The organism is Streptomyces sp. NPDC003943 (assembly GCF_053605265.1).
In genome coordinates, this window is the sequence record NZ_JBSGIW010000089.1 from 15,517 (window position 1) to 33,030 (window position 17,514).

The following is a 17,514-nucleotide window of genomic DNA, read 5'->3' on the forward strand; positions in this document are numbered from 1 at the left end:
GCCCCAGAGAGCTGCCCCGGCCTGGTGGTCGTCGAGGCGTGAAGGAGTCCCTCGAGGGCGCGGAGCTGCCTTGTCCAGGTCCTTACCAATTTGTCTGCTACTACCTAGACTTGATTCATGATCACCCCAAATACGCATCCACTGGCGGGAGTTGTATCGACGACCGCAGCGGGTGAGCGGCTGGTGTTCGTGCCACGTCGAGTCCTGGAGGTCGGTACCGAGATCGTCGTCGGCGTCGTGACACCGCCGGTGATCGCGGTCCCCTTCCTGATACCGATCCTGGGGGTCGCCCTGGCCACCGGTTCCTGGGCCATCCTCTGGGCTGCCCTTGGGCTGATAGCCCTGGCCATAACCGTGCTCGTCCCGACCGTGGTATTCATGAAGTTGACCGAAACGGTGCGGTGGATCGAGTTCCGCCCTCACGGGAGTACGAAGCAAGTCGTGATCGCGTACTTCCTGCGCTCCTCCACCGTTGCGGCGGCTGATCTGCAGCGCGTCGTCCTTTCCGAACGGTTCAGAGCGGACCAACGAAAGTCGCTCGAAGTGGTGCTGCACACGCGCGGAGGGAAGGTGGCGTGCAAGCCGGGAACTCTGAGCCCGATGTCCCGAGTCGGTGCGGAGGCACTGCTCGACTGGCTGACCAGTCAACTCAGCCCGGTCGGCATAGCGGTGGAGCACCGGACGGAGATCGACCGCAACTTCGTGTGCCCCGACGAGTGGTACTCGGAAGCAGGTCTGGCCGCTCTGTGGCACGTGCCCGCCAGCGAGGTCGATGCGCTGGTCGTCCGCCACGGCATCGACACCTATACGTTCACACCCCGCGCCGCCGCGCTGTCCTCACCGACCAAAACGATAACGGTCTACGACCCGGCCGGGGCACACGACGTCGCGGAGGAAATCCGCAGGAAACGCACCATGAGCCCCCCGGTCGACGGCATACGGGAAACACCACACCCGTGAAGCACCGCTCTTCTGCTGGACCTGTGGGTGTGATCAGGCGAGTTGACGGCGGGGCAGGACGGGGCGGTTGCCGCCGAGGCAGAGCATGACGAGCGCGATGACGGCGTCGGCACTGTGGAAGCCGAACCCTCGTCGGATGATCAGGCGCGTCTTGGTGTTGGTGGACTCGGTCAGCCCGTTGCTCAACGCCTCGACGATCGCGTGGAGGATGACGTGGTGGTGGCGCCGGACTCTCCTGGCCAGTTCGACGAAGGCCGGGACGCGCCGGCGTCTGGCCCAGGACAGCCAGCGGCGCAGCGCTTGGGCGGCGGCGGGCGCGCCCTCGGTCCGGGCGATCCGGTAGATCGTGCGCCGCTACCGGGCTCACCTGGTTCGCCGACGTCGGCGTCCAGGTGCAGGTCCTACGCAAGATCGCGGGACACGGCTCACTGACCACCACCCAGCGGTACCTGCACCCCGACGTGCACAAGATCACCGCCGCCGGCGCTGCCCTCTCGGCGCGCCTCGGCGTCCTCCGCGCCCCGCGGTCCCTGCCGAGCCCGATCGTCGTCGTCCGTTGACGGTCAAGGCGGGCTGGTCCCCAAATGACCCCACCGACCCGGCTCTGGTCTGCCATCCGGCACCCTCAGGCGATCAGGCCGCCACGCCCCACCAGCAGTGCCACATCCACACCGGCGACGAGGATCGAGGCGATGAACGGCAGTCGGACACAGCGACCGCCGAGGAGCGCACTCACCAGCGCCGTCAGTGCGACCACCACCAAGGCGGCCCACGAGGAGACGCCAGGTACCCCTGGACCACCGAGGACGAGCACCGCGGACGCCACGACCAGCGGTGCCGGCAGCAGCAGCCGCGTCCACGTCGGGCCGAGACGCTGCGGCCATCCTCGTACCCCCGCTCCGAGGTCGGACTCGATGTCCGGCAGCACGTTTCCCAGATGCGCGCCCACGCCCAGCAACGCACCGGCCGTGACGACCCACCAGGCCGGCACGTCCCTCCCTGGCAGGCTCAGCACCACGAAGGCGGGAAGCGCCGCGAACCCCACGGCGTACGGCAGCCAGGACAGCCACGTCGCCTTCAGCCCCAGGTTGTACGCCCACGCGCCGCCGACGCCGACCAGGTGGACGCTCCCGGCGACCAGACCACCGGACAGGGACAGCGGGACGCACGCCACCAAAGCCATGACCGCGGCGGCCCGCACGGCCCCGGCGGTGACAGCACCGGACACGACCGGCTTGCCGTGCCGATCGGCCGCCCAGTCACGCCGGGCGTCGACCGCGTCGTTGCACCACCCCACTGACAGCTGGCCCGCCAGCACCGCCACGCCGACCAGCACAGAGCCTCTCGCGCTGTGCCCCGCCGACACCGCGAGCGCCGTCATCAACAGGGTGACGGCGGCCGTCGGCCCCGGGTGACAGGCCCTCGCAAGGCCGGCGAGAAGGCCCCCCTTGGGCCGTACGGCGCCGACGGTGGCCCGGTTCGTCGCGTCCACGCGCCGATGGTAGGCGCCCAACGAGCGATGACGTGGTACGACCACGGGGCGCGGGGCACATATGGGTGCACGTCGTCCGCACCACGCCGTCAGCAGGGAGTCCGATGACCCGGATCGCAGCAGTCCACGGAGTCCTGGCACCACACCGGCACGCCCAGCAGGAGATCACCGACATGGTGGCCGGTCAGTGCCTGGCCGCCGACGGCGACCGGCGTGCTCTCGACCGTCTCCACCGCGGCGCGCGGGTCCGCTGGCGTCATACGGCACTGCCTCTCGACCGGTACGGCGAGTTGAGGGACTTCGGCGCGGTCAACGACGCCTTCCTCACCCATGCCGTGGAGCTCGGCGCCGAAGCCGTCTCCGGGGCGCTCGACGCGGCCGGCCTGTCCGCCCGGGACGTCGATCTGCTGCTGTTCACCTCCGTGACCGGCATCGCCGTGCCGTCGGTGGACGCCCGGCTCGTCGGACGGCTCGGAATGCGGTCGGACGTGAGACGGCTTCCTCTCTTCGGCCTCGGCTGCGTCGCCGGCGCGGCCGGCGTCGCCCGGCTCCACGACTACCTCCAGGGGTGGCCGGAGCATATCGCCGTGCTCCTCTCCGTCGAACTCTGCTCACTGACCTTTCAGCGGGACGACGCGTCCCCCGCCAACCTGATCGCGACCGCGCTCTTCGGGGACGGGGCCGCCGCGGCCGTCGCCTGCGGCACTCGAAGGCACACGGCGGCGGGGGACGGCCCGACGGTGGTGGCGAGCCGCAGCCGGCTCTACCCGGATACCGAACGCCTGCTGGGCTGGGACATCACCGCTTCGGGTTTCCGCGTCGTGCTGGATCCCGCCCTTCCCGACGTGGTGCGCAAGAACCTCGGAGCCGACGTCGACACCTTCCTGTCCGATCACGGTCTCACGCGCAAGGATGTGACGGCCTGGGTCAGCCACCCGGGCGGGCCCAAGGTCCTCGACGCGGTCGCGGAGGCACTCGACCTGCCGGACGATGCCCTCGACGTCAGCAGGCGCTCGCTCGCGGAGGTCGGCAACCTGTCCTCGGCGTCCGTGCTCCACGTCCTGCGCGACACGCTCGCGAAAGGCAGTCGGCCGCCCGCCGGAACCCCTGGCCTGCTGCTCGCCATGGGCCCGGGCTTCTGCACCGAACTCGTCCTGTTGAGCTGGTAGCAAGCAGGAAAGGAAAGACGAGGAGACATGACCTGGTACATCCTCCTGGTGCTCGCGACCGGCGCCGAGCGCGCCGCCGAACTCGTGGTCGCCCGACGGCACTCGCGCTGGAGCCTGGCACGCGGCGCGGTCGAACACGGACGGCGGCACTACCCGGTGATGGTGGTGCTGCACACGGGCCTTCTCCTCGGCTGCCTGGCCGAGGTGGCGACGATGCGGCCGCCGTTCCGCCCCGGCCTCGGCTGGCCCATGCTGGCCGTGGTGGTCGCGGCCCAGGCCCTGCGCTGGTGGTGCGTGCGGACGCTGGGGCCGCGCTGGAACACCCGGGTCCTTGTCGTGCCCGGTCTGCCTCTCGTCGCCGGCGGCCCGTACCGATGGCTGCGCCACCCGAACTACGTGGCGGTAGTGGCCGAAGGAGCGGCGTTGCCGCTGGTTTACGGGGCATGGCTGACCGCCGTCTCGTTCACGCTGCTCAACGCCGTGCTACTCACCGTGCGCATCCGCTGCGAGGACGCGGCGCTCGCCCCGGCCTCCTCGGTGCCGCCCGCCACGCCGTCCGGGACCGCCACGCGCCCGGCGCGGACCTCCGTACCCGGCGGGCTCGCGTGATCGACCTGCTCGTCGCGGGCGGCGGGCCCGCCGGACTGGCCACCGCGATCCACGCCACGCTGACCGGCATGGAGGCCGTGGTGATCGAGCCCCGGCCAGGCCCGGTGGACAAGGCGTGCGGCGAGGGGATCATGCCCCGCGGCGTCCGGCACCTGCGCACCCTGGGCGTCGAACCGGACGGCCACGAGCTGGGCGGCATCCGGTACATCGACGGCGTCCACCATGCGCAGGCTGCCTTCCGCGACGGCTCCGGCCTCGGCGTACGCCGCACCGTCCTGAGCGGCGCGCTGTACCGGCGGGCCTTCGAGCTCGGCGTCCGGATCGTGTCCGGCAAGGTCGGGGAAGTGCACCAGGGCCCGGAGTCGGTGACAGCTGCTGGACTGCGGGCCCGGTGGCTCGTCGCGGCGGACGGCCTGCACTCGCCCCTCCGCCGGGCGCTCGGGCTGGACCTGGCCACCCCCGGCCCCCGGCGCTACGGCCTGCGGCGCCACTACCGCATGGCCCCGTGGTCCGACTTCGTCGAAGTGCACTGGTCCAGGCAGGGCGAGGCGTACGTGACCCCGGTCGCCGACGACCTCGTCGGTGTGGCCGTGCTGAGCACCGCCCGACACCCCTACGCCACCTGTCTGGACCGGTTCCCCGAGCTGGCCGCGCGCCTGCACGAGGACGCAGCCGCGAACGCGGTCCGCGGCGCCGGACCGCTCAGACAGCGGGTGCGCGGCAGAGTCGCCGGCCGTGTCCTGCTCGTCGGCGACGCGGCCGGCTACGTCGACGCGCTCACCGGCGAAGGCATCGCCCTCGCGTTGGCGTCGGCCGAAGCGGCGGTACGGTGCCTGCGGGCGGGGCGGCCCCAGGAGTACGAGCGGGCATGGCGGCGCCTGTCCCGGCGGCAGCGGCTGCTCACCAGGGCACTGCTCCGGGCTGGCTCCCGGCCGGAGACCTCCCGCCTGATCGTGCCGATGGCCGCCCGCATGCCGGGCGTGTTCTCGGCGGCCGTGCACGCGTTGCGGTGATCGTGCACGCCCGGCGGGCCGGACGCCCAGGGCCCGGGCGACGTCGCCGCGCCGGCGGATACTCGTCGCATGGACGTGTCCGTGCCCTCGTTCGACCTCCGGGAACGACTCAGCCGCACGCTGTTCGCCCGTGTCGCGGGCCCGGAGGGCCCGGACAACCGTGCCCGCGTCCACGGCACGCCGGGGCCGCGTTGGTTCGGACCCGACAGCGCGATCCGTGCGGTGCACGGCGACGCCTCGATGTTCGTCGGCGGGCTCAGGGCCCTGCTGCTCCAGTCCCTCCATCCGCCGGCCATGGCCGCCGTAGCGGCCCATTCCGGCCTTCCGCGTGGACCTGTGGGGGCGCCTCCACCACACCAGCACGTTCCTCGCCGTGATGACGTACGGAACGGCGGACGATGCGCAGCAGGCCGTCGACGGGGTGCGCGCGGTTCACGAGCGCGTGCGCGGAGTGACCGCCGCCGGAGCGGCGTACCATGCCTCCGATCCGCATCTGCTCGGCTGGGTGCACGTCGCAGAGGTGGACCGTTTCCTGATTGGCGATCAGCTCTACGGCGCCCACCACCGCTTGATCCCGCGGGCTGCGACGCGTACGTCGCCGACACCGCCCGCGTGGCGGCCGCCTCGATCTGCCCGTCCGCCGGAGAGGGCTGGGGGCGATCGCCGCGCTCCGGCCGGACCTGAACCAAACACGGTTGCCCGCACTCCGGCCCGGAGACGGACGGCGGGCGTTCAGCAGTGTCCGCAGCGCAGCACCCCCTCCAGCGGCCTGCTCCGCGGGTGGGGCCACCTCCAGCGCAGCCGGACCGCGCGCGGGCCCAGAGGTGTCAGGTACGGGTGCCGGCGAAGAGCTCGAGGTGGCTGCAGGTGGGGCAGCGGAAGGCGTCGATCTGCCAAGACGGCCTTCCCATGCGCTTGGCGCCGCCGAAAGGGCCGCGTTCGAGGGCGCCCTGGATCCAGCGGGTGTAGCCGCGGGAGTACTGGCCAGTGTCTTCGACGAAGCCGGGTTCGAGGCCGACAGTGCCGCAGTGGGTGCACCGGAAGGTGTTGTTCACGCACCTGAGTCTAGGCACAAGGCGAGCGGTGTGGACGGGCCGGGTCAAGGGCTGCCGGCGGCCTTGCGTGCTCGGTGGTGCTGCGGGACGCGGGACCATCGGCGCCGCTCGTCGGCGCCTCCGCCGAGCTTGAACGCGCCGCGCAGGGTGCCGGGAGTCGGTGCGGCCGGGGTGCCGCTGCTCGTATCCTCGGCTCCCGCCCGACGGCCCGGCGGATGCGCTTTGCCGGCTCGCAGGAGAACGGCTCCAGGGTTCCCGGGGCGGGAAGCCTGGAGCCGTGCGGGCCGGGCGGATCAGCCGGCGCTGGTGCCCAGTAGGCCCTCGCGCAGGCGCTTCACGGTGCGTGCGAGCAGCCGCGAGACGTGCATCTGCGAGCAGCCCAGCCGTTCACCGATCTGAGCCTGGGTCAGTTCCTCGACGAACCGCAGATGGATGATCCGGCGGTCGCGCTCGTCGAGGTCGGCGATGAGCGGGGCCAGCGAGTGGAAGTCCTCCACCAGCGCCATGGCGGGGTCCTCGCTGCCGATGAAGTCGGCCAGTGAGGCGTCGCCGTCCTCGTCGTCGCCGCTGAGGGCGGCGTCCAGGGACGAGGAGTTGTAGCCGTTGGAGGCCAGCCGTGCCTCGGTGACCTCCTCCTCGGTGAGGCTCATCAGGTCGGCCAGCTCCTTGACCGTCGGCATCCGGCCGAGGCGGGTGCCGAGTTCCTCGGTCGCCTTGGCCAGCTCCACCCGCGCCTCCTGGAGCCGGCGGGGTACGTGGACCGCCCAGGAGGTGTCCCGGAAGAACCGCTTGATCTCGCCGACGATGTAGGGGACGGCGAACGTGGTGAACTCGACCTCCCGCGACAGCTCGAACCGGTCGATCGCCTTGATCAGGCCGATCATGCCGACCTGGACGATGTCCTCCATCTCGTCGGCGCGGTGGCGGAACCGCCCGGCGGCGTAGCGGACCAGGCTCATGTTCATCTCGATGAGCGTGTTGCGGGCGTACTGGTACTCGTGCGTCCCCTCCTCCAGCGTCGCGAGCTCCTGGAAGAAGACCTTCGACAGGGTCCTCGCGTCCTTGGGCGCGACCGCCATCGTGTCCGGGATCTGTGGCAGCGTCCCCACTCCGGACTCGACTCCCGTGGTCGACATCGTGGTGACCGTCACACCTTTCCCCTTTCACGTGTGTTCCTCATCGGGATGCGTGGCCCTGAGGCTGCTCGCCTACCCGGACTCCTCACGTCCACACCCGCCAACTCCTCTCGTGTTTTCGGTCGGTTCCCTTCTGCCGGTCCATGGGCAGACGGAACCTCAACCTGGTCGTCCGAAGGAGAGTCATGACACGGGATCCCTCGATGAGGGCCGTCGGCTGGGCGCGGTCGCTGCCGATAGGCAGCAGCGTGAAGGCGGCCCGGGACTGGACGCGTGAGCACCTGGCGGCGCTCGGCTGGGACCGTACCGCCCCCGGCGTGGCGGACTCCGTCGTGCTGACGGTCTCCGAACTCGTCACCAACGCCCATGTGCACGCCCACAGCGACGCGCAGCTGATCCTCACCTGGGACGAGGAGTGCCTGCACGTCACCGTGCACGACGCCTCGCGGCTGGCCCCCGAGCAGCGCAGCCCGGACGACGGCGCGTTGGGCGGGCGCGGACTGCTCCTGGTCGACGCGCTCGCCGACGACGTGCGGACCCGCCCCTGCCCGCGGGGCAAGGACGTCACGGCCTGTTTCCGCTTGGCCGCCCCCGGCCGTCCCGGCTGAGGGAGCCGATCCCCGGACATCGCCTGCGCCGGTGGGCCGCAGCGATCCGGTGAGTACCATCTCGCGGTCGAGGCGCCACACCGCCGGGTCCTCGCCGAGAAGATGGAAGGCGATGCTCACGGCGTGGGGGTCGCGGGAGTCGTAGCCGACAGTGGTGTCGATCCGGACCGCCGCGTCCGGGGTGAGCAGTTCCATGGCCACGGGGCGAGTGAGGACGCGCGGTGCGGGGAGCGGCGCGACGGGGTGTCGGGGCAATGGCGTTCTCCGGCTGAGAGGCTGTCAGCGAGCGGGTGCGGTGTCCGCCTGACCCGTCCCGCCCCTGTTACACCTCGTGCCGCCGTGACGGATGTGGCGATGGTGTCACGCTTCGGTGAAGGTCGTGAAAGGCCGTCAGGGAGCGAGGGGACGAGGACCCTGCGCCGCGCTGCTCGCCACGAGGGCCGCTTCGCCGAGGTGGTGGGCGGCGAGCACGGCCGTCTTCTCCTCCGGTACGCGCCTCAGGCGCTCTCTTTCCTGTTCTGCCGCGCCGGTGCTCCGCCGGATTCATGACGGAGGAAGGCGTTTCGGCGTGGTGTTCGCGGTCAGTCGGATCCTCGAACGCGGTCCGCTCCCGGAAGGATTCTGTCGTGCCGGTCGTGCTGGTCCTGGTGTTCGGTGTCGGTGTGGCGATGGCGTGGTGGAGTGTCGCGCCTCTCCCCCGCGGTCCACGGCGAGGACCCCGGTGACGCCCGGGTCGACCCCGGCGTTGCCGGGAGGTCGGCCGGGCGTGGGGGGGCGGCCGCCGGATGACGGCCCGCGGTGCCTCCCTGGGGGGGGTGAGGTGGCGGTGATCGCCGGCGCGTCAGCGCACTCGCCGGTCCCGTGGGCCGGCCGCGCCGGCTTACCGCGCCAGGAGGGAGAGGCGGGCGCGGACCCGCTTCCCCTCCGGGGCGGGCTCCACGGTCAGGCTGTCGCAGATGGCGACGACGATCTCGACGCCGTGCTGACCGATGCGGCGGGGGTCGTGTCCGCGGGGCACGGGGGCGGCGGCCTCCTGGTCGAAGACCGAGATCTCCAGGACGTCGTGGCCCAGTTCGAGGAGGAGCCGGCAGGGGCCGGCCGTGTGCCGGATCGCGTTGGTGACCAGTTCGCTGACCACCAGCTGCGCGAGCTCGACGCGCTCCTCACCGACCGGTCCGGGCAGCACGGTCGGGGCGGCCGCGAGGAACTCGGCCGTGAAGGCGCGGGCGGAGGCTATCGCGCCGCCGCGGGAGGCGTCGTCGTAGACGGCGCCGGCGGACAGCAGGGGCTCCGGGACCGCGCGCTCCGCGGTGATCGCGTCCGTCATGACGCTGGTACTCCCCTCGTCCTGGGTCGGCGGCTGGGCTCCTCGTACCCGCCTTTCCCCTGTTCATGGTTCCCACACCGCCCGCAACGCGGATCACACCTGCCGGCAGCGCGTCAAGGGGGCGGCGTCCGGCGCGCCGCAGGGCCCCTTCGCCGTCGGCTCTCCGGTGCCGTGGGGGCGCCGACGGCCAGGACGCCGAACCGGTCGCCGCGAACCGTGACGGGCCGGTGAGCGGTCGCCGTGGGCCCGACATCTCGGAAAAGATATGGTTGCCGAGTGCTGAAGACGCGGCCGGCGGGGCCCACGTCCAAGGGCGCGTGCGGCATCCCGGCAGGTGTCACGACGGGCTCCACCTGGCGCAGGGTCGTGCATCCGTCGTCGACGAGCAGCAGGTGGCAGGGGTCGCGGCGGGCAGGTGCGCGAGACTGGTACGGAGGGAGTCCAGGCGGAGGTGTGGCCCGCGCAGTCGCCTTCCGCTGTCACGTGTCGTTCCACCGGATCCGTACCGCCTTCTGGGGAGATGTGGAGATGACCGGTCCGTCGCAAGGCCGCTGCCCCCGGCCCGGGACGTCCGAGGAGGGTCGGCAGGCATGAACGGCAACCCCGCCCCGCCGTCACGGGAGCGGCAGCGGACGGCCGCGTCCACCCGGGAGCTCGTCGAACTGCTGGAAGTGCTGTGGGAGCGCGGCCGGGACATGGTGTCGTCGACACCCGTCTCGGCGGGTCAGCTGCGCGTGCTGTACAGCCTGGACCGCGAGGAGGGCATCAGCCTGCGCACCTTGGGCGAGCTGCTCGGCTCCGCCCCGCCCTCGGTGAGCCGCATGTGCGACCGGCTGGAGGCGCTGGGCTTCGTGCAGCGGCTGCCCAGCCCCGTGAGCCGTCGACAGCTGGAGCTGTATCTGACCGTGCGCGGCAAGGCGTACCTGCGGGACCTCAGGGTCCAGCGCGAGGAGGCCCTGCTCGAGGTCATCGCGGACATGTCGCCGACGAGCCGCAAGGCGCTGCTGCGGGGCCTCACCGGGTTCCACGAGGCCGTGGGAGGGAGCGGACCGGCCGCCTCGTCACCCGCCCGCACGCCGCTGAAGGGCGTCAGTTCGGCCTGATGCGCGCGCGACGCCGGCTCCCGCCTGGCGCACGCCCATGTCATGGCCGTCCCTGGTCGGCGTCGGCGTCGGCGGCCGCGGCCAGCGCGGCCGCCACGCCGTCGTGCGGCGGGATGGTCGTCGTCACACCCGTGATCTCCAGGATGCGGAGCACGGCCGAGGTCGGTGCGGCGAGATACAGGTCGCCGCCGGTCTCCCGCGCCCGGTTGACCGCCCTGATCAGGACGTTCAGCCCCGAGGAGTCCATGAAACCGAGGGCGGAGAGGTCCAGCACGAGACGGCGCCGCCCCTGGCCGAGCTGTTCCGTCAGAAGGTCCTGCAGCCGGCCGGCCGTCTCCATGTCCAGCTCACCCGCCACGGTCAGCACCGCCGTGCGGTCGTCGCGGATCTCGACGTCGACGTCCAGGTTCGGTTCTCGCTCGGACATATGGCCTGCTTTCCAATGGGGTGGGGTGGGGCCGGTCTTGGGGGGCGGACGGAGTCAGGACACCTGGACACCGACCACGCACGTGTCGTCGTCCGTGTCCGACTTGCTGCGCGCCAGCAGCTGGTCCAGCCGGCGTTCGAGGCTGTCGGACGGCTGCCGGGCGACGGTGAGCAGCTGGGCGACGGAATCCTGGACGGCGGTGTCCCGCCGCTCGACGAGCCCGTCGGTGTACATCAGCACCGTGTCGCCGGGTTCGAGCCGCAGCTCCGTCTCCTCGTACTCGGCCTCCGCGAGGGCTCCCAGCAGCAACCCGCGCAGGAGCGGCAGGTCGAACGCCTCGTCCCCGCGGACCAGCACCGGCGGGAGGTGTCCCGCGCGGGCCCAGCGCAGCGTCCGGCTCCCGGGGTCGTAGATGCCGCACACGGCGGTGGCCGTCACCTGGGCCGTGAGATGGTGGGCGACGCTGTTGAGCCAGGACAGCAGCTGCCCCGGACCCGCGCCCGTGACGGCGAGGCCGCGGAGGGCGTTGCGCAGCACCACCATGCCGGTGGCGGCCTCCACTCCGTGGCCGGCGACGTCCCCGACGCACAGGAGCACCTTCTTGGACGGCAGCACGACCGCGTCGTACCAGTCGCCGCCGACCAGGGACTCCGACTCGGCGGGACGGTAGCGCACGGCGACGTCGAGTCCCGGCGCGTCGAGCGGCGGCATGGCCGGCGGCATGATGGCGTGCTGGAGCTGGAGGGTGAGCCGGTTGCGTTCCTCGGCCGCCTCCTCCGTCGCCACCAGCCGGTCGCGGGTGGCCGTGAGGGCGACCTCGGTCCAGTGCTGCGCCGAGATGTCCTGGTAGGCGCCCCGGACGGCCTGGAGACCGCCGTCGGTGCCCAGGGCGGGTTCGGCGGTCACCCGGATGTGCCGCGTCACGCCGTCGCGGCGGAGCATGCGGAAGGCGGTGGAGCCCACCCGCCGCCGGCCCAGCACCTGCTGGAGGAAGCGGCGGATGGTGTCGGCGTCGTCGGGGTGGGCGTGGGCGGCGAGGTCGCGCAGGGCGACCGGTGGCTCCGTCTTCCGGCGGCCGAAGAGCTCGTACAGCTGGCCGTGCCAGGTGATGTCGCCGGTGACGACGTCCTCCTCGAAGGCGCCGACCCGGCCGAGGCGCTGGGCGTGCTGGAGGAGGCTGGCGAGGCGTGCCGACTCGTCCTCGACGCGCCAGATGAGCAGGACGCAGGCCCCGTACCGGCTGATGCTGATGTCGGCGAGCGAGGCGAGCGGCACCTCGTCCACCAGGGCGGTGAGCCGGACCCGGCGGGCACGGAACGGCTCCCCCGTGGCGTAGACCCGCTCGATCCGTTCGAAGAGTTCGCTGCCGCCCGCCGCCGCCGGGTACGCCTCCAGGAGCAGGGCGCCGTCGACGGAGCCGCGGGGTCGTCCGGCCGGATCCTGGAAGTGCGCGTTGGCGTGCCGGATGCGGAAGTCGACGAGCTTCCCCGCCTCGTCCATGTGGGGGGTGAGGACGAGGGCGGGGTCGTAGAGCCCGTCCGAGAGTTCGGCCAGCGCCGGCGCCCCGTCCCCGTCGGGAGCCGGGAAGCCGCCGGGGACGGGGAAGCCCCCGGGGGACGCCTCGGGCAACGCCTCCAGGGTGTGGGCGCAGAGTTCGGCGAGGGCCTCGATCTGGCGCTCCACGGCCTGCGGCAGGGGGTCGAGCGGACGGCCCCAGCAGATCTCCAGGACGCCGTGGATGCGGCCGCCGGTCCCGGCGGGGACGACGACCCGGCCGCCGTCGGGGTGGTGCGCGCGGCCGATCGAGGGGATGCCCGCGGCCGCCAGCGAGGCGTACCGGACGGTGCGGCGCTCGATGAGCGCCTGGCGGGCGGCGGTGGTCACCCCTGGCGGCACGTAGTGCCAGCGGGCCGCCTCGTCGAGGCCGAAGCCGGCGTGGCCGCGCAGGCTGAGCGAGGTGTCGGGGCCGGTGGTCCAGATCGCCACGGCGACGGCACCCAGGGGTTCGAGGGCGTGCCGGAGCAGCGATTCGGCGACGGCCTGGGTGTCGCCGGCGCTGAGCGCCGCGCTCTCCGCCGTGCGCAGCCGCACGGCGACCGAGGCGGCGGGGGCGGTGGCGGCGGGCTCGCCGACGGCCGTCCTCATGAACTCGTCCGCCGCCTCGGCCATCCGGTCCCGGGCCGCCTGGTTGATGATGTCCGCGGCCAGCTCCAGCCGGGAGAGTCCGGCGCGTTCGGCGAGCTCCGCGAGCTGGCGGGCCGCCTGGGCGGGGCCGCAGCCCAGGCGCTCGACGATGACCCCCTTGGCGAGTTCGATCAGGGCGCGGCCCTCGGCCGCCGCGTGCGCGGCGCGCACCTCGCCGCGCAGCCGTTCCACCGTGGCGGCCAGTCGGCCGTCGGCGGGGTACGGGGCGGCGGTGCCGGGGGCCGGGGGCGCGGCGGCGGCTGTCTCGGCGGGGCCGGCGGACGGGTCTCCGCCCGGGAAGCGGGGGCCGCTCACGTCGGCGACTCCTCGGTCGGGGCGGCCCCGGGGCCGCCGTTCGGACGGGGCCGGGGTGCGCCGGTCCGGCGCTCCGGGGCCGGGCGGGGAGCGCGGGGCGGTCCCGCGGGGGCGGTCACGAGGCCGCCCCGCCGTCGAGCCAGCGGCTGACGCAGGCGATGAGTTCGTCGGCGTCGACGGGCTTGGTGACGTAGTCGCTGGCCCCGGACGCGAGGCTCTTCTCCCGGTCGCCGGGCATGGCCTTCGCGGTGACGGCGATCACGGGCAGGTCCGCGTACTGCGGCAGCTCCCTGATCCGCGCGGTCGCCGTGTAGCCGTCCATCTCCGGCATCATCACGTCCATCAGGACGAGGGAGACGGCCGGGTTCGCCAGGAGCGTCTCGACCCCCTTCCGCCCGTTCTCGGCGCGCAGCACGGTGATGCCTTGCAGCTCCAGGATGCCGCTGAGGGCGTACAGGTTGCGGGCGTCGTCGTCGACGACGAGGACGGTCCTGCCGTGCAGGGTGGTGTCGACGGCCCCGGGCGCGGGCGCCCAGTGGTCGCCGCGCACCAGGGGCACGACGTCGCCGGGCTGCTCCGCGGACAGGTGGAGGGCGATCCGCTCGCGCAGCTCGTCGAGGCTGGAGAGGAGTTCCAGGGGGCGGCGGCGGGCGAGGTCCTGGAGGACGCCCTCCTCGTCGGCGGGGAGCCGGCGGTTGTTGTGGGCGAGGACGGGGACGGTGCGCAGCGCCTCGTCGCCGTCCATGGCGTCCAGGAAGCGCAGGGCGTCGCCGTCCGCCATGTCGACGTCGAGCACGACGCAGTGGAACGGCTGGGTGGCGAGCGCGGAGGCGGCCTCCTGGGGGCCGACGACCGCGATCAGTTCGATGTCCGCCCGGCCCGTGTGCCCGCCGTCGGCCGCGAGTTGGGTGACCGCGTTCTCGGCGACGACGGCGAGGAGCCCGCGCGGGCGCTCCTCGATCACGAGGAGGCGCCGGGTCGGCCGGGAGGCGGGGGCGCCGGGCAGCGCGAGCGCGTCACCCCGGGCCGGGGCCGGGACGGTGGGCACCGCCGAGGGGTCCGCCGTCGAGGCGGCGGGGTCGGGCTGCTCGGTGAAGTCGGTGCGGGTGACGGGGAGGTAGAGGGTGAAGGTGCTGCCCTCGCCGGGCACGCTCGTGACGGTGAGGGCGCCGCCGAGCAGGTACGCGATCTCACGGCTGATGGAGAGGCCGAGGCCGGTGCCGCCGTACTTGCGGTTGGTCGTCCCGTCCGCCTGCTGGAAGGCGCCGAAGATGGCCTCCAGGTTCTCGGGGGCGATGCCGATCCCGGTGTCGGTGACGCGGAAGGCGACGACGGGGCCGCCGCGCTGCACGGACACGGGCAGCTCGCCGTCCGAGGCCGGTTCGATGCGCAGTTCGACGCTGCCGTGCTCGGTGAACTTGACGGCGTTCGACAGCAGGTTGCGCAGCACCTGCCGGAGCCGCGTGTCGTCGGTGACGAGGTCGACGGGGACGCCGGCGGCCGTGGAGACCGCGAAGGCGAGGCTCTTCTGCGAGGTGAGGGGGCGGAACGTGGCCTCGACGTAGTCGAGGAGCCTGCGCATGGGTACGCGCTCCGGGTTGAGGTCCATCTTCCCGGCCTCAACCTTGGAGAGGTCGAGAATGTCGTTGATCAGCTGGAGCAGGTCGGATCCGGCCGAGTGGATGATGCCGGCGTACTCGACCTGCTTGGCCGTGAGGTTGCGGGTCGGGTTCTGGGCCAGCAGCTGGGCCAGGATCAGCAGGCTGTTGAGCGGCGTGCGCAGTTCGTGGCTCATGTTGGCCAGGAACTCCGACTTGTACGTGGAGGCCATGGCGAGCTGCTGGGCGCGGTCCTCCAGCTCCTGCCGGGCCTGCTCGATCTGAAGGTTCTTGGCCTCGATGTCGCGGTTCTGCGTGGCGAGCAGGGCCGCCTTCTCCTCCAACTCGGCGTTGGAGCGCTGGAGTTCCTCCTGCCGTACCTGGAGCTCCTCGGTGCGCGAGCGGAGTTCGCCGGCCAGGCGCTGGGACTCGTCCAGGAGTTCGTCGGTGCGGGCGTTGGCGACGATGGTGCTCAGGTTGACGCCGACGGTCTCCATGAGCTGTTCCAGGAAGTCCCGGTGCACGGAGGTGAACGGGCTGAAGGACATCAGCTCGATGACGCCCAGCACCTGGTCCTCGACGACGACCGGCAGCACCACGAGGCTGCCCCGGGACGTGCTGCCGAGACCCGAGGAGATCGTGACGTAGTCGGCGGGGACGTTCTCGGCGGCGATGGTGCGGCGGCTGCGGGCGGCCTGTCCGACGAGCGACTCGCCCAGCCGGAAGCGGACCCGGTCCCGGTCGCCGGCGGGGCGTCCGTAGGATCCGACGAGGCCCAGCTCGACGCCGTCGGGGCCCTCCTCGGCGAGGTAGAACGCGCCGTACTGGGCGGCCACGAGCGGGGTCAGCTCGTCCATGACGAGTTCGGCGACGACGGCCAGGTCGCGGTGACCCTGCATCAGCGCGGACATCCGGGCCAGACTGGACTTGAGCCAGTCCTGCTCCTGGTTGGCCCGCGTCGTCTCGCGCAGCGAGCCGACCATGGCGTTGATGTTGTCCTTGAGCTCGGCCACCTCGCCCGACGCCTCGACGGTGATCGAGCGGGTGAGGTCGCCCTCGGCGACGGCGCTCGCGACCTCGGCGATGGCGCGAACCTGGCGGGTGAGGTTGCCCGCCAGCTCGTTGACGTTCTCGGTCAGCCGCTTCCAGGTACCGGAAACCCCCTCGACCTCGGCCTGGCCGCCGAGCCGGCCCTCGCTGCCGACCTCGCGGGCGACCCGGGTCACCTCGGCCGCGAACGAGGACAGTTGGTCGACCATGGTGTTGATGGTCGTCTTCAGCTCCAGGATCTCGCCCCGCGCGTCCACGTCGATCTTCTTGGACAGGTCGCCGTTGGCGACGGCGGTGGTGACCTGGGCGATGTTCCGGACCTGTCCGGTCAGGTTGTTCGCCATGGAGTTGACGTTGTCGGTGAGGTCCTTCCAGGTGCCGGCCACGTTCGGCACCCTGGCCTGGCCGCCGAGCCGGCCCTCGGTGCCGACCTCGCGGGCGACCCGGGTCACCTCGTCGGCGAAGGCCGACAGCTGGTCGACCATCGTGTTGATCGTCGTCTTCAGCTCCAGGATCTCGCCCCGGGCGTCCACGTCGACCTTCTTCGACAGGTCGCCGCCGGCGACGGCGGAGGCGACGTGGGCGATCGCCCGCACCTGGGCGGTGAGGTTCCCCGCCATCGAGTTGACGGAGTCGGTGAGGTCGCGCCAGGTACCGGAGACGCCCTTCACGTCGGCCTGTCCTCCGAGGATGCCCTCGGTGCCCACGTCACGGGCCATGCGCGTGACCTCGTCGGCGAAGGCCGACAGCTGGTCGACCATCGTGTTGATGGTGTTCTTCAGCTCCAGGATCTCGCCGCGCGCGGCCACGTCGATCTTCTGGGAGAGGTCGCCGTTGGCGACGGCAGTCGCCACATGGGCGATGTCGCGGACCTGGGTGGTGAGGTTGCCGGCCATCGCGTTCACGGAGTCGGTGAGGTCGGCCCAGGTCCCGGAGACACCGGGCACGGCGGCCTGTCCGCCGAGCGTCCCTTCCGTCCCGACCTCGCGCGCGACCCGCGTCACTTCGGAGGTGAACACGGAAAGCTGGTCGACCATGCCGTTGAACACCCGGGAGATCTCGCCCATCAGCCCGTCCGCCTCGTCCGGCAGACGGGTGCCGAAGTCGCCGTCCCGCACGGCCGTGAGCCCGGCCAGCAGTTGACGGAGTTCGGGCTCGACCACCGCGGCCGGTCCGAGGTGCTCCCGGCCGGAGGAGCTCCTGGTCGTCGTCTCAGACATGCACCGTCCTCGTTCCCCACCAAGCTTGCGCAACACGGGCCGCGCGGCCCGTGCCGCGCGCCGGACGTCCGCTCCCCCGGGACGGCTCCGGCTGCCGCGATCGTTGCCGTACGGCAATCATGACGACACTACCGCTCCGTGATCGACTGGAGGAGCGCGGTGCCGGGGCATCTGGCCGAAACCCCTCCCCTCCGGCCCCCGGCGGAAGGCATGCGACGGCCCGGCACGCTCCTGACGGAGGTGCCGGG

Annotated in this window: 13 protein-coding genes and 4 pseudogenes; 8 read left to right on the forward strand and 9 right to left on the reverse strand. The window is 72.4% G+C overall.

The window, feature by feature from the left end:
* The first annotated feature begins 117 nt into the window (after window positions 1-117).
* Window positions 118-960, forward strand: a complete 843-nt coding sequence (locus ACWEV0_RS29100) for a hypothetical protein (RefSeq protein ID WP_453152598.1) — start codon at window positions 118-120, stop codon at window positions 958-960.
* Window positions 961-993: 33 nt separating this feature from the next.
* Here the strand turns inward: ACWEV0_RS29100 and ACWEV0_RS29105 are convergent.
* A pseudogene (locus ACWEV0_RS29105) lies at window positions 994-1,278 on the reverse strand (transposase); the annotation flags it as partial.
* 38 nt (window positions 1,279-1,316) lie between these two features.
* Here ACWEV0_RS29105 and ACWEV0_RS29110 point away from each other — a divergent pair.
* Window positions 1,317-1,520: pseudogene (locus tag ACWEV0_RS29110) on the forward strand (site-specific integrase); the annotation flags it as partial.
* Between the two features lie 65 nt (window positions 1,521-1,585).
* On the opposite strand, the gene ACWEV0_RS29115 reads toward ACWEV0_RS29110, so the two are convergent.
* Window positions 1,586-2,452, reverse strand: coding sequence for a UbiA family prenyltransferase (locus tag ACWEV0_RS29115; protein ID WP_453152599.1), 867 nt, complete (start codon window positions 2,450-2,452; stop codon window positions 1,586-1,588).
* A 104-nt stretch (window positions 2,453-2,556) separates the two neighbouring features.
* On the opposite strand from ACWEV0_RS29115, the gene ACWEV0_RS29120 reads away from it, so the two are divergent.
* The 4 genes and pseudogenes from ACWEV0_RS29120 to ACWEV0_RS29135 all read left to right on the forward strand — a co-directional run.
* Window positions 2,557-3,621, forward strand: coding sequence for a type III polyketide synthase (locus ACWEV0_RS29120; RefSeq protein ID WP_453152600.1), 1,065 nt, complete (start codon window positions 2,557-2,559; stop codon window positions 3,619-3,621).
* A gap of 27 nt (window positions 3,622-3,648) precedes the next feature.
* Window positions 3,649-4,230 (forward strand): isoprenylcysteine carboxyl methyltransferase family protein, encoded by a 582-nt coding sequence (locus ACWEV0_RS29125; RefSeq protein WP_453152601.1) that lies wholly within the window; start codon window positions 3,649-3,651, stop codon window positions 4,228-4,230.
* Window positions 4,227-5,243 (forward strand): NAD(P)/FAD-dependent oxidoreductase, encoded by a 1,017-nt coding sequence (locus ACWEV0_RS29130; protein ID WP_453152602.1) that lies wholly within the window; start codon window positions 4,227-4,229, stop codon window positions 5,241-5,243. Before ACWEV0_RS29125 ends, ACWEV0_RS29130 begins: the two co-directional genes overlap by 4 nt.
* A 69-nt stretch (window positions 5,244-5,312) precedes the next feature.
* A pseudogene (locus ACWEV0_RS29135) lies at window positions 5,313-5,867 on the forward strand (oxygenase MpaB family protein); the annotation flags it as partial.
* A 203-nt stretch (window positions 5,868-6,070) separates the two neighbouring features.
* Here ACWEV0_RS29135 and ACWEV0_RS29140 read toward each other — a convergent pair.
* Both ACWEV0_RS29140 and ACWEV0_RS29145 read right to left on the reverse strand, forming a co-directional pair.
* A complete protein-coding gene (locus ACWEV0_RS29140) occupies window positions 6,071-6,298 on the reverse strand; it encodes a hypothetical protein (RefSeq protein ID WP_453152603.1) in 228 nt (75 codons plus the stop codon).
* A 293-nt stretch (window positions 6,299-6,591) separates the two neighbouring features.
* Window positions 6,592-7,449, reverse strand: a complete 858-nt coding sequence (locus ACWEV0_RS29145; RefSeq protein WP_453152604.1) for an RNA polymerase sigma factor SigF — start codon at window positions 7,447-7,449, stop codon at window positions 6,592-6,594.
* Window positions 7,450-7,619: 170 nt separating this feature from the next.
* Between ACWEV0_RS29145 and ACWEV0_RS29150 the strand changes: the two genes are divergently transcribed.
* On the forward strand, window positions 7,620-8,042 hold the full coding sequence (locus ACWEV0_RS29150; RefSeq protein WP_453152605.1) for an ATP-binding protein: 423 nt from the start codon (window positions 7,620-7,622) through the stop codon (window positions 8,040-8,042).
* A 24-nt stretch (window positions 8,043-8,066) separates the two neighbouring features.
* Here the strand turns inward: ACWEV0_RS29150 and ACWEV0_RS29155 are convergent.
* Both ACWEV0_RS29155 and ACWEV0_RS29160 read right to left on the reverse strand, forming a co-directional pair.
* Window positions 8,067-8,237, reverse strand: a pseudogene (locus ACWEV0_RS29155) (SsgA family sporulation/cell division regulator); the annotation flags it as partial.
* 685 nt (window positions 8,238-8,922) lie between these two features.
* Entirely contained in the window at window positions 8,923-9,369 is a 447-nt protein-coding gene (locus ACWEV0_RS29160) for an ATP-binding protein (RefSeq protein WP_453152606.1), read from the reverse strand.
* 590 nt (window positions 9,370-9,959) lie between these two features.
* On the opposite strand from ACWEV0_RS29160, the gene ACWEV0_RS29165 reads away from it, so the two are divergent.
* Complete coding sequence (locus tag ACWEV0_RS29165; RefSeq protein ID WP_453152607.1) at window positions 9,960-10,472, forward strand: MarR family transcriptional regulator; 513 nt, start codon at window positions 9,960-9,962, stop codon at window positions 10,470-10,472.
* 40 nt (window positions 10,473-10,512) lie between these two features.
* On the opposite strand, the gene ACWEV0_RS29170 is transcribed toward ACWEV0_RS29165, so the two are convergent.
* From ACWEV0_RS29170 to ACWEV0_RS29180, 3 genes are all read right to left on the reverse strand, one after another.
* Complete coding sequence (locus ACWEV0_RS29170; RefSeq protein ID WP_453152608.1) at window positions 10,513-10,899, reverse strand: STAS domain-containing protein; 387 nt, start codon at window positions 10,897-10,899, stop codon at window positions 10,513-10,515.
* A gap of 54 nt (window positions 10,900-10,953) precedes the next feature.
* Window positions 10,954-13,398 (reverse strand): SpoIIE family protein phosphatase, encoded by a 2,445-nt coding sequence (locus ACWEV0_RS29175; protein ID WP_453152609.1) that lies wholly within the window; start codon window positions 13,396-13,398, stop codon window positions 10,954-10,956.
* 115 nt (window positions 13,399-13,513) lie between these two features.
* Window positions 13,514-17,266, reverse strand: coding sequence for a HAMP domain-containing protein (locus ACWEV0_RS29180; protein ID WP_453152610.1), 3,753 nt, complete (start codon window positions 17,264-17,266; stop codon window positions 13,514-13,516).
* Window positions 17,267-17,514 lie beyond the last annotated feature (248 nt).

Bases quoted from the DNA above. Each gene is read 5' to 3' on its own strand.
- ACWEV0_RS29150 (WP_453152605.1), top strand. From the start codon at position 7,620: ATGACACGGGATCCCTCGATGAGGGCCGTCGGCTGGGCGCGGTCGCTG.
- ACWEV0_RS29100 (WP_453152598.1), top strand. From the start codon at position 118: ATGATCACCCCAAATACGCATCCACTGGCGGGAGTTGTATCGACGACC.
- ACWEV0_RS29165 (WP_453152607.1), top strand. From the start codon at position 9,960: ATGAACGGCAACCCCGCCCCGCCGTCACGGGAGCGGCAGCGGACGGCC.
- ACWEV0_RS29120 (WP_453152600.1), top strand. From the start codon at position 2,557: ATGACCCGGATCGCAGCAGTCCACGGAGTCCTGGCACCACACCGGCAC.
- ACWEV0_RS29160 (WP_453152606.1), bottom strand. From the start codon at position 9,369: ATGACGGACGCGATCACCGCGGAGCGCGCGGTCCCGGAGCCCCTGCTG.
- ACWEV0_RS29125 (WP_453152601.1), top strand. From the start codon at position 3,649: ATGACCTGGTACATCCTCCTGGTGCTCGCGACCGGCGCCGAGCGCGCC.
- ACWEV0_RS29180 (WP_453152610.1), bottom strand. From the start codon at position 17,266: ATGTCTGAGACGACGACCAGGAGCTCCTCCGGCCGGGAGCACCTCGGA.
- ACWEV0_RS29170 (WP_453152608.1), bottom strand. From the start codon at position 10,899: ATGTCCGAGCGAGAACCGAACCTGGACGTCGACGTCGAGATCCGCGAC.